At 70.3% G+C, this 15242-nt stretch carries 11 protein-coding genes; 6 read left to right on the top strand and 5 right to left on the bottom strand.

The features are described 5' to 3' along the window. Positions 1 to 21: 21 nt before the first annotated feature. From VNW53_RS17215 to VNW53_RS17205, 3 genes are all read right to left on the bottom strand, one after another. Entirely contained in the window at positions 22 to 1920 is a 1899-nt protein-coding gene (locus tag VNW53_RS17215; protein ID WP_325557074.1) for a PQQ-binding-like beta-propeller repeat protein, read from the bottom strand. Between the two features lie 10 nt (positions 1921 to 1930). Next, positions 1931 to 3847, bottom strand: a complete 1917-nt coding sequence (locus tag VNW53_RS17210; RefSeq protein ID WP_325557073.1) for a PQQ-binding-like beta-propeller repeat protein — start codon at positions 3845 to 3847, stop codon at positions 1931 to 1933. Between the two features lie 141 nt (positions 3848 to 3988). Beyond that, complete coding sequence (locus VNW53_RS17205; protein ID WP_325557072.1) at positions 3989 to 6055, bottom strand: hypothetical protein; 2067 nt, start codon at positions 6053 to 6055, stop codon at positions 3989 to 3991. 196 nt (positions 6056 to 6251) lie between these two features. On the opposite strand from VNW53_RS17205, the gene VNW53_RS17200 reads away from it, so the two are divergent. The 4 genes from VNW53_RS17200 to VNW53_RS17185 all read left to right on the top strand — a co-directional run bounded on the left by VNW53_RS17200 (position 6252) and on the right by VNW53_RS17185 (position 9847). Continuing rightward, positions 6252 to 6836, top strand: a complete 585-nt coding sequence (locus VNW53_RS17200) for a TetR/AcrR family transcriptional regulator (protein WP_325557071.1) — start codon at positions 6252 to 6254, stop codon at positions 6834 to 6836. A gap of 108 nt (positions 6837 to 6944) precedes the next feature. Beyond that, the gene (locus VNW53_RS17195; RefSeq protein ID WP_325557070.1) at positions 6945 to 7331 is read left to right on the top strand and encodes a YciI family protein; all 387 of its coding nucleotides are present in this window, start codon (positions 6945 to 6947) and stop codon (positions 7329 to 7331) included. Continuing rightward, on the top strand, positions 7328 to 8590 hold the full coding sequence (locus VNW53_RS17190; protein ID WP_325557069.1) for an RNA polymerase sigma factor: 1263 nt from the start codon (positions 7328 to 7330) through the stop codon (positions 8588 to 8590). The genes VNW53_RS17195 and VNW53_RS17190 overlap by 4 nt, the downstream gene beginning before the upstream one ends. A gap of 27 nt (positions 8591 to 8617) precedes the next feature. Continuing rightward, positions 8618 to 9847: a pyridoxal-dependent decarboxylase gene (locus VNW53_RS17185; RefSeq protein WP_325557068.1), complete on the top strand. Its 1230-nt coding sequence runs from the start codon at positions 8618 to 8620 to the stop codon at positions 9845 to 9847. Here the strand turns inward: VNW53_RS17185 and VNW53_RS17180 are convergent. Beyond that, entirely contained in the window at positions 9844 to 11811 is a 1968-nt protein-coding gene (locus tag VNW53_RS17180; protein ID WP_325557067.1) for a CocE/NonD family hydrolase, read from the bottom strand. The two genes, VNW53_RS17185 and VNW53_RS17180, sit on opposite strands and share 4 nt — an antisense overlap. Positions 11812 to 11888: 77 nt before the next feature. Here VNW53_RS17180 and VNW53_RS17175 point away from each other — a divergent pair, with 77 nt between their 5' ends. Further along, a complete protein-coding gene (locus VNW53_RS17175) occupies positions 11889 to 12317 on the top strand; it encodes a VOC family protein (RefSeq protein ID WP_325557066.1) in 429 nt (142 codons plus the stop codon). Positions 12318 to 12542: 225 nt separating this feature from the next. Here VNW53_RS17175 and VNW53_RS17170 read toward each other — a convergent pair whose 3' ends face one another. Then, positions 12543 to 12944 (bottom strand): DUF1801 domain-containing protein, encoded by a 402-nt coding sequence (locus VNW53_RS17170; protein ID WP_325557065.1) that lies wholly within the window; start codon positions 12942 to 12944, stop codon positions 12543 to 12545. A 334-nt stretch (positions 12945 to 13278) separates the two neighbouring features. On the opposite strand from VNW53_RS17170, the gene VNW53_RS17165 reads away from it, so the two are divergent. Continuing rightward, positions 13279 to 15198 (top strand): efflux RND transporter periplasmic adaptor subunit, encoded by a 1920-nt coding sequence (locus VNW53_RS17165; RefSeq protein ID WP_325557064.1) that lies wholly within the window; start codon positions 13279 to 13281, stop codon positions 15196 to 15198. Positions 15199 to 15242 lie beyond the last annotated feature (44 nt).

Raw genomic sequence — 15242 nt, 5'->3', positions numbered from 1 at the left:
CGCGCGGTCAACCGCTGCGCCCTATCGGCCGTCCACCGAGAAGGCCAGCAGCAGGTTGCTCGCGCCGGCGCTGCCGCCATAGCCGGAGTGGATGAACAGCCGCCCACCGGCGATCGCCGCGCCGCCCATGTCCAGGCTGCCGCCGCTCGCGGCCCTGATCCCATTGACCGTGTCGGCCGGCGTCGTGGTGTCGAAATCCCAGATGAGCTTGCCGTCGGCGGCGTAGGCCCGCAGGTGACCGTCCAGGGCGCCGGTGAACACCGCGCCGGGCATGGCCGTCACCGCCTGGGAGTAGCCCGGCAGGCAGCGGCCCGACGGGACGTTGCAGGCGATGCCCTTCGGCGCGTCCATTTGCCAGAGGACCTTGCCGTCGGCCACGCTGAGGCCCGCGATGCCCGGACGCCCGCGGCCCGGGAAATCGGCGAGCGCCGCGTAGACGATCCGCCCGTCGGTGGCCGTGCCCCACTCGACGCCGCCGCCGGCCCCGCCGCTGCCGAGCTTGGCCGTCTGCCAGACGGTCTTTCCGGTGTCCGGGGCCATCGCATAGACGATCGAGGACTTGTTGCCGGTGATCACCAGATCCCTGCCGCCGATGCTGACCAGCATGGGCGAGGCCCCGAAGTCGTAGTCCGGGCCGCGTTCGCCCAGCGGCCCGTTGACGGTCCCGGACATGAAGTTGTCGCGGGCGAGCACCTGGTTCACCCAGCGGATCTTGCCGGTCTTCAGGTCCATGGCGATGACCGCGTCGGAGGTCGGGTGCTCCACCTCGGTGTAGGAATCGCCGCTCGCCACGTAGAGCTGGCCGCGCTTCGCGTCGATGGTCGGCGCCGACCAGAGCGCGCCGCCGGCCGGTCCGAACATCTGGGTCCCGGCGACGTTCTTCCGCGTGGGATGCGGCGCCTCGTCGAGGATCGCCTGCTTCCAGATCTGTCCGCCGCTCCGCGCGTCCAGCGCCACGACCGCGCCGATGAAGGTGCAGCAGCCGTAGGCGCCGACATTGCCCTGGCTCTCCTCCGAGGCCGACAGCGGGACATAGAGGATGTTGTCGTAGAGCGCCGGCGAGCCGGTGATGCGGCCCACCGCGTGATCGCCGACGCGGACCTTCCACAGCGCCTTGCCGGAGCCGGCGTCGAAGGCGCGGACATACATCCGGTCGTCGCCGAAATAGAGCGCCCAGCCGCTGGGCGCGGTCGCCAGCTTGCCGATGGTCATCGAGGCGCGCCCGCCGCCGCGGTAGTCGAAACGCCAGTGGACGCAGCCGCTCGCGGCGTCGAGCGAATAGACCTTGCCGCCCATGCTGGCCACGAACACGCGGTCGCCGAACACCAGCGGCTGGGTGTTCTTGGTGCCCGGATAGGCGAACGCCCATTTCACCTTCAGGCGCGGGATGTCGGCGGCGGCGAAGCCCGGCTTCGGCTGATAGCGGCTGTTGGCCACATCGCGGCCCCAGCCGTTCCATTGCGGTCCGGTCGGCTGCAGCGAGCCGTTGGCCCTGCAGGGGTTCGGGTCGGGCGCGGCGGCCACCTGCGGCACCGGCGACTTGCCGGTCAGGAACCGCACGACGCCGTAGATCTCGGCGGCGCTCATCCCCTGGGCCATCGGCGCCATAGCCCCGATCGTCAGGGCGTCATAAACCTCTTCCGGCGCGCGGGCGCCCAGCATCTGGCGGGTCGGCGCGCGTCCCGTCGCCGGCTCATGGCAGCCCGCGCACCTGGCCTTGAATATCGGCTCCCCGCTGACCGGATAGAGCCCGGCGGAGTTTTCCGGCGGGACCACATAGCCGGGCCGGGGCGTCACCGCCGGGCGCGTCGGCGGAGCCGACGCCGGCGGCTGAGCCATCGCCCAGCCGCTCGTCCAGACACTCGCCAGGACCGCCGCGGCCAGCGCCGCCAGGACCCCGGCCGCCCGCGTGGTCCGCATGGGCGGCGCCCTACTTGCCGTCCACCGAATAGGCCAGCAGCACATTGACCCCGTTGGAGCCCACGCGCGCCGCGCCGTTGTTGCCGCTGGTGACGAACACCATGCCGCCGGCGATGGTCGGACCCATGCCGTCGAAGCCGCCGCCGGGCTGGCCCTTGACGCCGTTGACCGTGTCGTAGGTCCGCGACGTGGTGGAATCCTCCCAGACGATCTTGCCGGTCTTGTCGTCATAGGCGCGCAGCCAGCCGTCCAGGCCGCCCTCGAAAACCAGGCCTGGCATCACCGCGGGCGCGGCCGGCTGGGCGCGGGCGCAGCGGCTGGGCCGGTCCTTGTCCGGGGCGTAGTGGCAGGGCGCCTCAGGCGCGGGCGCCGACCAGGCGATGGCGCCTGTGGCCGGGTCGAGCGCATAGACGCCGGCCTTGCCCTTCGGCGCGCCGGGCCGCGGATTGAACAGATAGGGCAGGTCCGAGATCGGGACGAAGACGTGGGTGGCGTTGGCGCCGAGGCCCCATTCCACGCCGCCCAGGGCGGAGCCGGCGCCGACCTGGGTCTTCCAGACGACCCTGCCGTCGTCCGGATCGATCCCGTAGACGATGCCCGACTTCTGGCCGGCCACCAGCACCTGCTTGCCGGCCTTCAGCGTCATCAGGACCGGCGTCGCCCCGAAATCGTAGTCCGGGCCCATCGGCGTCGGGCAGTTGCCCGACTGCGACGACGGCCCGCAGCCCATGACGAAGTTGTCGTGCTCGGTCACCTGGCGGCGCCAGCGGATGGCGCCGGTCTGGATGTCCAGGGCCACCACCGCGTCGTCGCCGTCGGTGTCGACGTCGGTGTAGCTGTCGCCGGTGACCACATAGACCTGGCCGCGCTTGCGATCGACGGAGGGCGCCGCCCAGACCGCGGCCCCCGCGGGCCCCTGGACCTTGCCGCCGCCGTCCTTCTCGCGGATGGTCCTAATCGGACCGGTGACCATCGGCGTCTTCCAGAGCAGCTTGCCGCTCTTCAGGTCCAGCGCCGCCACCGAGCCGCGGAAGGTGCAGCAGCTATAGGGCTTGCCCATGGCCGCAGCTTCCTCGATCGAGGAGATCGGCACGATCAGGCGATCGCCCACCACCACCGGCGCGCCGGTGAGCACGGCGAAGGGATGGTCCTCGAGCCTGTCGCTGCGCCAGAGTTCCTTGCCCGTCTGCGCGTCGAAGGCGCGGACCAGGCGGTCGCTCTGGCCGATGAAGGTCGCCCAGCCGCTGGGCGCGATCGACGAGCGGATGACCATCGGCGTGGTGCGCGAGACCAGGTCGTCCACCGACCAGTGGACACAGCCGGTCCGGGCGTCGAGCGCGTAGAACTTGCCGGAACGGTTGGTGACCCACAGCCAGTCGCCGACCACCGCCGGCTGGCCGCCGCCGGTCATCGAGAAGGCCCACTTCACCTTCAGGCGCGGAGCCTCGGCGGCGGTGAAGCCCGGGCGGCGCTGGAAGCGGGTGGCGGCGTCGTCGACGCCCATGCTGGCCCAATCGCCCGGGCCGGCCTTGATGGGCGGGTTGGAGGCGCACTTGGGATCGGTCCCGATCACGCCGCCCTTGATGGCGACCTGCGGCATCTCCTGGCCGGTCGGACGCATCGGCGCCGCCGAGGCGGACGCGGCGGCGGTGAGGTAGGCGGCCACCGCCTGCTTGTCGGCGTCCGAGAGGCCCTGGGCCATCGGCTGCATGATGCCGCTGGTCAGCGCCTGGACGATATCGCCGGGCGCGCGCTGGCCGAGGTCGGCTCGGCTCGGGGCGCGCGGCGAGCCGCCCTCGTGGCAGGCCTTGCACCGGGTCTCATAGATCTGCTGGCCGTTGGAAGCCGGTTGAGCCTGGGCGGAAAAGCCGAGGGCCCAGGCCGCCGCGACGGCGACGCCGAAAAGCCAGGTACGAACTAAGCGCAACGTGAAATCCCCCGGATGGCCCCGGATCCCGGGGCTCTAAATGCTTGAATCGAAACCCGCGCAGCATGCACCGCGCGGGCCTCTCGGTCACCTGGATCGTCGCGACCACCGCGCGGGCGATCGCTCCGTATCCGTTCGCCGTCAGCGGCCGCCGGCCGCCGCAGGCGTGGCCGCCGGCATGGGCTGAGCCGCCGGCGCGGCCTTGTCGCCGCCCTGCGCCGCCTGGCCGCCGCGGCCGCGGGCCATGAACTTCTGCGCCGCCGCCAGTTCCTTGGCGTCGATCGAGCCGTCGTGGTCGGAGTCGATCAGGTCGAAGTACTGCAGCAGCGTCCGGGCCGGGCTCTTCGGCCCACCCCGCAACTCGGCCTTCTCGATCTTGCCGTCCATGTTGGTGTCGAGGACGCCCATCATCAGGTTGGCCTGGAGCATCTTCTCGTATTCCGGCGTCTGGTGAGTCACCGTCTCGTCCGTCCAGCGATAGTGCAGGTAGGTGGCCATCATCTCTTCGCTGGTCTGCTCACCCCAGTAGACCGTCTTCTTCGGATCGGGATTGCCCGGGTTCCGCGTCGAGTTGTCGTAGGTCCAGGTGGTCAGGACCTTCGAACCCGCCGGCACCTTCAGCGGCGTCTTCAGGAAGTACTCGTACTGCCAGTTGAAATTGTAGCGCGGCAGGGCCAGCAGCTTCTCTTCCTTGCCGTTCGGATAGATGATCGAGACCTGGGTCGAACCGCCGCGCACATGAGCGTGCGGGGTGATGCCGTAGAGGAGCGCTTCCTTCGGGAACTCGATGTAGCTGCTCTCCTTGTGCCACTCCTCGCCCGCGGGGATCTCGATGTTGAAGTTGAAGATGCCGAAGGTCCGCAGGATGTACTTCGGCTCCTGCCCCTTCGGGTAGAAGTAGATGCCCATCTGGGTCTGCTCGGTCGTCTCGCGGCCGTAGGGCGTATAGTGGTTCTGGAAGCCCACGCCGCCGGATGCGGGCACCCAGACGCCGGTGTCGACCGGCTGGATGTTGGAGCCGCGGCCCGGGCCGTAGCCGCCCAGCGAGGCGCCCCACTGGGTCTCCGAGAAGGTGTTGCCGGCGTGGTCGGAGGCGACGACGCCGGTCAGGATGTGGTGCACGACCTGGCGGTCGGAAACGCGGAAGGTGGTGGCCTTCATCCAGCGGCCCTCGGTCATGGCGTTGGCGACCACCGGATGCTGGTAGTCCATGACGCCCGTGGCCGCGATCTTCACCGCCGGCACGTTCAGGACCACGTCCGGCTTGCCGAGCGGCCATTCGGGGGCGTGGAAGGCGATCTTCTTCAGCGGGTCCTCTCCGGCCCCGCGCGGCGCGCCGGCGTCGATCCAGTGGACGAGGGTCTTCATCTGCTGCGGCGTAAGCCGGTCGTCGTCCTGGAAGGCGCCCACGGTCTCATCGGCCAGGTAGGGCGGCATCCGGTGGGTGCGGATCACCTCGCGGATCATCGGCGAGAAGCCCTTGACCTGCTCATAGTTGTTGAGCGGCATCGGTCCGATCCCGCCGGGCTGGTGGCAGGTGGCGCACTTGGCCTGGATGATCGGGGCGATGGCCTGGGCGTAGGAAATCCGGGCGTAGGCGCCGGCGTGGGCGCGCTCCGGGAAGGCGATCAGCTCGCCCTTCGCCTCGCGGGAGGTGAGCGCGACCTTCTGGCCGGCCACCAGGGCGTCTATGGCCGCCTTGGCCCCGTCCACCGGCCCACGGTAGGCGATGGACCAGCTCCGCGGATCGATGACGATCACCTCCGCGGCGCGGGTCACGCCCAGCTCTTCGCCCACAAGTTGCTCGTAGTCGAACAGGATCGGCATCTCGAGGCCCGCAGCCTTGGCGTCGGCGATCACCGGGTCGCGCCGGTCGCCGATGCGGCTGTCGACCGCCAGCATGTCGACCTTCTGGCCCGCGTAGGCGGCCTTGAGCGCCATCAGCGCCTGGGCGTCGGCGTGCAGTTGCTTGTCGCCGCTGGCGTAGGTCACCAGGACCACGGCCCTGTCGTCGCCCATCCGGTAGAGCTGGCGGCCCAGCAGGTCCTGGTCGGCCAGCATGAAATCGTCGACCCGCGCCGGCCCCGTCACCTTGGACGCCTCGGCCTTGGCGCTCGAAACGCCGTGCGGAGAGGCCATCAAGGCCAGGGCGCTTGCCGCCGTCGCCAGCGCGCCGAGCCCGATAATCGCCTTACGTGAAATGCCCATGATCCTCTCCCTCGCCCCTCTTCGCCGGCCCGCGCGACGCGCCGTGGCTGGCCCAGGTGTTCAAATCCCGCTCTAGCCCCGTGACATTGCGGATGCGTTTCTGGCCTGACCTTGCGGAAGCCTGCCGCACGGTCCACAACGGCCTACCACGGCGAGTTACGAGACACAGTGGATCATAGTGGATTCCAGCGCCCAAATGTCAACGGTTTCCGACGCGCGTGTGGTGCGCACGCGCGAGGCGCTTCGCCGCGCCATGACGGCGCTGGCCGAGGAAAGCCCGCTGGATTCGATCACCGTGCGCGCCATCGCCGCGAAGGCGGGCGTGGGCTACGCCACCTTCTTCCGGCACTACGCGGACAAGGACGCCCTGCTCGCCGACGTCACCGACAACCTGGTCCGCGAGTTCCTGGCCCAGGCCGCGCCCTGGCTGCAGCAGCGAGATCGGACCGGCGCAGCCAAGTTCCTCTGCGCCTTCGTCGAGAGCCATCTCGCCATCTACAAGGCCCTGATCGCCGGCGGTTCCGGCGAGACGGTGCGCGCCGAGATGCTGCGTCAGACCATGGCCACCATGGTTCAGGCCCGCCCGCACCGGCCGGACGGCCCGCTGGATGACCTCGTGCTGTTCCAGACCGTCTCCGGCATTCTGAACTTGCTCGCCTGGTGGCTCCGCAATCTCGACAGCGTCGACGCCGACACCATGGCGGAGATCATCGAGCGCCTGATCCTGACGCCGGTCAGCGCCGTGCGCCACCAGCCGCCGGCCGGATTGGACAGAGCCTAGGCTTTAACCCGCCCGCCTGGACTCGGGCGCGAGGCGTATCTTTTTGCGGACCCCTGTCGGAGGCGGTTAGGCTGACGCGTCCTCAGGCCGCCACAGGAACCCGCGCCGATGCTCTACGCCCTGCTCTGCTACAATTCCGAAGAGGCGGTGTTCTCCTGGACCAAGGAGCAGGACGACATGGTCATGGCCAGGCTGGGCGTCGTGCACGAGCGGCTGGCGATGCAGAACAAGCTCGGGCCGTCGCTGCGCCTGATGCCGACCACCGCGGCCACCACCCTGCGCAAGAACGCCGACCCGCCGCTGATCATCGACGGCCCCTTCGCCGAGACCAAGGAACAGCTTCTGGGCTTCTACGTCATCGACTGTGACGACCTGGAGGAGGCCCTCGGCGTGGCGCGCGACCTGGCCGCGGCCAATCCCGGCGGCGCCTATGAGATCCGGCCCCTGCTCCTGTTCCTGCCCGGGACCCTGCCGGAAGGAGCCGCAGCCGGATGAGCGAGGACCTCGCCTGGATCGATGCGGCGCTGACCTCGGCGCGCCCCCAGGCGATCGGCGCCCTGCTGCGATACTTCCGCGACCTGGACACCGCCGAGGAAGCTTACCAGGAAGCCTGCCTGCGGGCGCTGAAGAGCTGGCCGCAGAAGGGGCCGCCGCGCGACGCCGCGTCCTGGCTGATCATGGTGGGCCGCAACGCCGCCCTGGACGGCGTGCGGCGCAAGGCGCGGCTCACCGAGCTGCCGCAAGAGGACGCCATCTCCGACGTCGACGACGTCGAGACCCCGATGGCCGAGCGGCTGGACGGCGCGCACTACCGCGACGACATCCTGCGGCTGATGTTCATCTGCTGCCATCCGGAGCTTCCGGCGACCCAGCAGATCGCGCTCGCCCTGCGCATCGTCTGCGGCCTGTCGGTGAAGCAGATCGCCCGCGCCTTCCTGGTCGGCGAAGCGGCCATGGAGCAGCGGATCACCCGCGCCAAGGCCCGCATCGCCAAGGCCGAGGTCCCGTTCGAGGCGCCGGGACCGGTGGAGCGCTCCGAGCGGCTCGCGGCGGTCGCCTACATGGTCTACCTGGTGTTCACCGAGGGTTACACCGCCGGGCGCGAGACGGCCGAGGCCCGCGGGCCGCTCTGCGAGGAAGCGATCCGGCTCGGCCGCCTGCTGCTGCGGATCTATCCCGCCGAACCGGAGATCATGGGCCTGACGGCGCTCATGCTGCTGCAGCACGCCCGCGCCCCGGCCCGTTTCGACGCCGACGGCGCGGCCGTCCTGCTGGAAGACCAGGACCGCACGCTCTGGAACCGCGACATGATCGGCGAGGGCCTGGCCCTGATCGACAAGGCCATGCGTCACCGCCGGCCGGGGGCCTATCAGGTGCAGTCGGCGATCGCGGCCCTCCACGCCCGCGCCGCTACGCCGGCGGACACCGACTGGGCCGGGATCGAGGCCCTCTACGGCGCGCTTGAGGCCATGCAGCCCTCGCCGGTGATCACGCTGAACCGCGCCGTGGCGGTGTCCAAGACCCGCGGGCCCGCCGAAGCCCTGGCGATGATCGAACCCCTGGCCGATGCGCTGGGCGGCTATTTCTACTTCTTCGGCGCGCGCGGCGCCTTCCTGCTCCAGCTCGGCCGCGACGCCGAGGCGAGGCAGGCCTTCGACCGAGCCATCGCGCTCGCCAACACCGCCGCCGAGGCCGCCCACATCCGCGGCCAGATCGATCGCCTGACAGCGGACGCCAAGGCCCGCGCGAGCTAGGATCACCGCCGAAACGGAGACGTCCACATGCGGCAACCGCTGCCCGAGCAGGGCCAAGCCTGGCCTGAGCTGAAGGCCCGGATGCTCGCCTACGCTGACGGCGACGTGCGCTGGCGCGAGGGCAGGACCGCCGTCTACGTCTTCAACGCCGGCCCCGAGGTCGAGCAGGTGCAGAAGGAGGCCTACGCCCTCTTCATGTCGGAGAACGGCCTGGGCCCCGCCGCCTTCCCGAGCCTGAAGCGGATGGAGGAGGAGGTCGTGGGCTTCGGCTTGGGCCTGCTGCACGCGCCCGAGAACGCTGCCGGCGCCATCACCTCGGGCGGCACCGATTCCATCACCATGGCGATCAAGGCCGCCCGCGATTTCGCCCGCAAGGCGCGCGGCGTAGGCGGCCCGCTGAACATCGTCGCGCCGCGCTCGGCCCACCCGGCCTTCGACAAGGCCTGCGCCCTGATGGAGATCGAGGTGCGGCGCGTGGCCCTCAAGGACTACCTGGCCGATCCGGCGGCGATGGCGGCGGCGGCCGACGCCTCGACCGTGATGATCGTGGGCTCGGCGCCCAACTTCCCCTACGGCCTGATCGACCCGATCGCGGCCCTGTCCGAGCTGGCGGTCGAACGCGACCTGTGGCTGCACGTGGACGCCTGCGTCGGCGGCTATATCGCCCCCTTCGTGCGGATGAACGGCGAGCCGATCGCGCCCTTCGACTTCGAGCTGCCGGGCGTGCGCTCGATGTCGGCGGACCTGCACAAGTACGGCTACTGCGCCAAGGGCGCCTCGACGGTGTTCTTCCGGTCGAAGGCCTTGCAGGACTTCATGGTCTTCGACTTCCGGGACTGGCCGGGCGGACGGATGGTCACGCCGACCCTGGCCGGCACCCGGCCCGGCGGGGCGATCTCGGCGGCCTGGGCGGTGATGAATTTCCTCGGCGTCGAGGGATATCGGGCCAAGCAGGCCCTGGTCACCGACGCGCGCGCGAAGATCGCCGCCGGGGCGGAAGCCCTCGGCTTCACGGTCCTGGGCCGCCCGCAGCTCGGCCTCCTGGCCTTCACCCGCGCCGACGCCGACTGCCTCGCCATCTGGGCCAAGCTGCGCGAGCGCGGCTGGTTCTCCGGCGTCACCACCGAGCCCAAGAGCTTGCACCTGATGCTGTCACCGATCCATGCGCAGGTCGCGGACGAGTATCTGGCCGACCTCGCCTGGGCGCTGAAGGCAGCCGGGGGCGCTGCGCCGGCCGAGGCCCCGCGGTACGCCTAACCCCGCCTCGGGATCACCGGCAGCACCACATGGCTCGGCCGCCCCGCGTCCACGAACACCGTGTTCCTGGCCACGCGCCGCGTCAGGCCCATGCCCTCCGGGTCGCCGGTGTTCGGGTTGACGTCGAAGTGGGGGAAGTTGCTGGACGAGACGTCCAGGCGGATGCGGTGGCCGGCCTTGAACAGGTTGGAGGTCGGGAAGGCCGCCACCTTGATCCGATAGCTCTGGCCCGGCGTCATCATCGCCGGCGCCTCCCAACTGTCGCGGTAGCGGCAGCGCAGGATCCCGTCGGTGAGGTTGAGCGCATAGCCCTCGGGATAGTCCTCGCTGGGCGGATAGACGTCGATCAGCTTGATGGTGAAGTCGGTGTCTGGACCATCGGAGGCGATCCAAAGCTCAGCCTCGATGGCGCCGGTGACCTCGACGTCCTCCTTCAGGGGCGCAGTCTGGAACACCAGCACGTCGGGCCGCGCCTCCAGCGGCAGATAGGGCTGGCGCGAGCCGTAGACCGTGGCCCCCTCGCGCTGGTCGAAGCCGCCGCCGCGCATCAGCGGCTCGCCGGAGGTGATCGTGCCGCCGATGCTGGGGACCGGCCGGCTGGGGTCGAAGTCGTAGCTCAACGGCTCAACTGCCGCGGCCGGAGCGGCGACCGAAAGTTGTCCGTCCGCATGCAGATGATAGGCGAGGAGCTTGGCGTCGGCGATCGGCCAGGCGCTCTCGGCGCGCCAGCGGCCGCCGTGCATCAGCCGCCCTTCCGGCGTCTTGCGCCCGACACCCTTGCCGTCCAGGCCGCCGCCCATCACGAATATCCGCACCGGCGGATCGGGATCGGACTTGCTCGAGCCCTTCAGGTGCCGGTCGAACCAGGCCAGGCGCTGGGCGTCGAGGTCGCCGTGGCCCAGCGCGTCCAGCGTCGAGCCCGGCCCGGACTCCACATCCCCGGAATAGGTCGTCGAGCGCGCCCCATGGGTCCAGGGGCCCATGATCAGCCGGATCGGCCCGGTCTTCTTCTTCGACAGCGCCACATAGTTGTCGGTCGTGGAGCGGGAATAGGCGTCGTACCAGCCGCTCATGTGGACCATGGCCGCGTCGGCGTAGCGGTCGTAGGAGCCTTCGGCGTAGATGCCGACCTGCTTCCAGTAGCCGTCGAAATTCCCGTGCCGCCACTGGTCCAGCACATAGGCCTCGTAGCCCGGGATCAGCGACAGCGGCGTATGCCCGGCCTTCCACGGCATGGAGGCGAACCAGGCCTTGAGGTCGACCTTCTTCAGCGCGGCCATCAGGCGCGGGTCCTTCTGGGCCTCGGGGCTCTCCAGGCCGAGGTTGTAGGCCCAGGTGACCTGCTTCAGCTCGAACGCCCCGCCCTGGCGGATGCCGTCCTGGTAGGCGTTGGCGAACCCGCCGCAGTCGAGGAACATGGCCTTCAGCCCCGGCGGGTTGAGGCAGGCCAGCGCCCCTTGCGTATGGGCCGCGTAGCTGAGGCCGAAGGTCCCGATCCGCCCGTCGCTCCACGGCTGGGCGGTCAGCCAGCGGCAGGCGTCGAAGCCGTCGGCCCCTTCGCTCAGGTATTTGACGAACTCGCCCTCGGAATCGTAGCGGCCGCGGCAGTCCTGGAAGACCACCACATAACCCTGGCGCACATAGGTCGCGGCCACCTCGGCGCGGGTCTTCGGCGTCTTCGGATTGGCCTGGGTGATGTCGCGGAAGCTGGTGACGTTCCGCCCATAGGGCGTGCGCTCCATGATCGCCGGAAAGCGGCCGGGCACGGCCTTGCCGCCGCGGGCCGGGCGGTAGACGTCGGTCGCCAGCTTCACCCCGTCGCGCATCGGCACGCGGATGTTGCTCTCCAGCACGACCTCGTAGGGCCCGTCCGGCGCGGCGGCCGCGCGACCGGCGCCGGCCAGGGTGAAGGCTGCGATCAGGCGCGAAAGGCCGCGCCGGGTGAAGGAGGCAGGGTGACTCATGCGAAAAAGTTCGCACGCCCTGTCGGGGCCGCCTAGCGTCGTTCGTCCTTGGGGCGAAGCGCACGCGGAGGCTGCCTATGAGCGAGAACCGGATGCCCCAGATCGAGCCAGGCTCGCTGGCGCCCGCCAAGGGCGGCATCGTCACCGCCATGCAGCTGAGCGACGCCGGCGCCGCCTCGGCCTTCTACCAGAAGGCCTTCGCCGCCCAGGAGGTGACGCGGATGCTGCACCCCGACGGCAAGCGGCTGATCCACTGCCACCTCTACATCAACGACGGCTCGGTGATGCTGAACGATCCGTTCCCCGAGCAGGGCATGCCGCACCTGGAGCCGCAGGGTTTCACCCTGACCCTGATGGTCAAGGACATCGACGCCTGGTTCAAACGCGCCGTCGACGCCGGCTGCACGGTCACCATGCCGGTCGCCAAGATGTTCTGGGGCGCGCGCTACGGCGCCCTGAAGGACCCGTTCGGCGTCAGCTGGGCGATGAACGAAGACGCGGGCTGAAGCGAATCGGCGCTCCAAAGCTCCTCCTCCCCTTGTGGGAGGAGGTGGCCCGCGACGCGGGTCGGAGGTGGGGTTTCTCGGCGCTTCAGCGGCGGCCGAAACTCAGCCTCGCACGGAGAGGCGGGCGCGACCCCACCTCCGTCAGCCGTCCGGCTGACACCTCCTCCCACAAGGGGAGGAGGATAGCGAAGGGGCCGCCCGCTTCAGAGTAAGGTTCGCTCGGTTTCAGACCCGCTCGGCAGCGGCCCAGGCGGCGCTCACCAGCTCCTCGAGCACGCCTTCGTCCACGTCCGCCAGCTTGTTGATGTAGAGGCAGCCCTTGCCGGTCCCGTGCTTGCCGAGGCGGGCCAGCCGCCCATCCCAACCCTCTGCGTGCCGGATGTAGAGCACCAGGGCGGCTTTGCGGGGCGAGAAGCCCATCGCGAGCACGCGACCCTTCTTGCCGCCCGCGAGGTCGTATTCCCGCTCGCCGAAGCCCACGATGGTCGGCCCCCACATCTTCGGCTCAAGGCCGCTGACCCGGCGCATGAGGGCGCAGAGCGCCGCCCCGTCCGCGGGCTTGGCCGAGCCCGCGATGAAACCGTCCACGTCGACCGCGGTGACCTTGGTCTTGGGCTCGTAGGGCACGGCGCTTCCTCTCGCCCATCGGCAAGCCCAGCACACTAGCCATCATCCCGCCCCTGGGCCGGATTAAATTTCGGTCAGACTTCGCGCCGCGGACGCCGGCCGACCCCCGTTCACCGAGGAGCGCATTGCGAGCCCGTCACCCAGTTGCAACGCCGGAAGGTTCCGACGCAGGGCGGAAAGACGCTTGTCATGGTGAGGCCCTACTAGCAGGCGACTAAGCTTGGCAAACGGCCCCCGTTCGGTATTGAGCGGGGAACCGTGTTCGCTGCGCGACTGTTGTGGTGAAGCTTGCGCCATCGCGCGAACCGGTCCGCAAGTGACCCCCGGAGGAATGATGGATAATCGAGAGCGCGCCGCCGCCTTTTGGAGCGAGGGTCATCCCCTCCGGCGCCCCCTGGTCATCCTGCTGGTCCTGGCCGCCCTCGCCGGCCTGATCTGGTTCGCGGTCTCCATGGCTCACAGCAGCAAGGCCGGCGGCGCCGGCGCCGGCGGGCCGGGCGGCGGACGCGGCGGGCGCCGGCCCGCGACGACCGTGGGCGTGGCCACTGCGACCACCTCCGACATTCCGATCACCCTGGACGCCCTGGGCTCGGTGACGCCGCCCGCGACGGTCACCGTGACGCCGCAGGTCTCCGGCGTGATCGTCAAGATCCTCTTCAAGGAGGGCCAACTGGTGAAGAAGGGCCAGTCGATCGCCCAGATCGACCCGCGACCGTTGCAGATGTCGCTGCTGCAGGCGCAGGGCAACGAGACGCGCGACGAGGCGCAGCTCGCCAACGCCAAGCTTCTGCTGGCCCGCGACCAGACCCTGCTCACCCAGGACTCCATCGCCCGCCAGGATGTCGACACCCAGGCCGCGCTGGTCAAGCAGCTCGAAGGCACTGTGATGACCGACAAGGCCGCCGTCGGGACGGCCAGGCTCAACCTCGGCTACTCCAACGTCGTCTCGCCAGTGGCCGGGCGGATCGGCCTGCGCGCGGTGGACCTGGGTAACTTCATCCAGGCCGGCAGCGCAACCGGGCTGGCGGTGGTGACCCAGGTCACCCCGATCGACGTGCAGTTCACCATTCCCCAGGACTCGGTCCCGAACGTGCAGGCCCAGGCCGCCAGCGGCCGCCTGCCGGTGACCGCCTTCGACCGCACCAAGACCGTGGTCCTCGACGAGGGCCTGTTCTCGACCCTGGACAACCAGATCGACCCGACCACCGGCACGGTGAAGGCCAAGGCGCGCTTCGCCAACGCCCGCGGGAACCTGTTCCCCAGCCAGTTCGTCAATGTCCGCGTGGCGCTGCAGACCCTGCACAACGTGGTGGTGGTGCCGGTGACGGCGGTCCGCACCGGGCCGCAGGGCGACTTCGTCTGGATCCTCAACCCCGACAAGACCGTGACCAAGCGCAACGTCCAGCGCGGGCCCGGCACGCCGACCATGACCAGCATCGTCCAGGGCCTGCGCCCCGGCGAGAGGGTGATCACCGAAGGCGGCGACCGCCTCACCGACGGCGGCAAGGTCACCCTGCCCGGCGACAAGAACCCGATGATGGCCTGCGCGGCCGACGTGAAGAAGCTGTGCGGCGGCAAGCAGGGCCGCGAGGCCATGATGTGCCTGCGCCAGAACATGGCCAAGGCCAGCCCCACCTGTAAGGATGCCCTGTCCGGCGGCGGCAATGGTGGCGGCGGCGGCGGTGCTGGCGGTGGCGGCGGCTTCGCCATGACGCCGGAGATGCAGGCGGCCCGCGAGGCCATGCACAAGGCCTGCGACGCCGACACGACCAAGCTGTGCCCCGGCCAGCAAGGCCGCGAAGCCATGGCCTGCCTGCGCGACAACAGCGCCAAGGCCACGGCGGCCTGCCAGGCCGCGCTGGCCAAGATGCCGAGCCGGAACGGTGGCGGCGGTGGCGGTGGCGGCGGTGGCGGCGGCGCCGCCTCGGGCCCGAGCAGCGGTATCGCCGGCGCCTCGCCCGTGGGCGGCGGCTACGGCGCCTCGGCGCCGGTCGGCGGCGCGGGTGGCGGCGCGGCCGGCGGTGGTGGCGGCGGCGGCGGTGGCGGCTTCACCATGACGCCGGAGATGCAGGCGGCCCGCGACGCCATGCGCAAGGCCTGCGACGCCGACACGAAGAAGCTGTGCCCGGGGCTGGAGGGCCGCGAGGCCTTCATGTGCCTGCGCGAGAACACCACCAAGGCCGGCGCGGCCTGCCAGGCGGCGATGGCCAAGATGCCCCATCGGCCGCCGGGCGGCGGTGGCGGCGGTCAGTGAGCAGGAAGCCTAGAGACCGGTCCCTGAACGGATGAACCCGTCAC

It is taken from the genome of Phenylobacterium sp. (assembly GCF_035569475.1).
GTDB lineage: Bacteria > Pseudomonadota > Alphaproteobacteria > Caulobacterales > Caulobacteraceae > Phenylobacterium.
The sequence above is the reverse complement of the archived record's forward strand: the minus strand, read 5'-3'. Positions and strand labels throughout refer to the sequence as shown.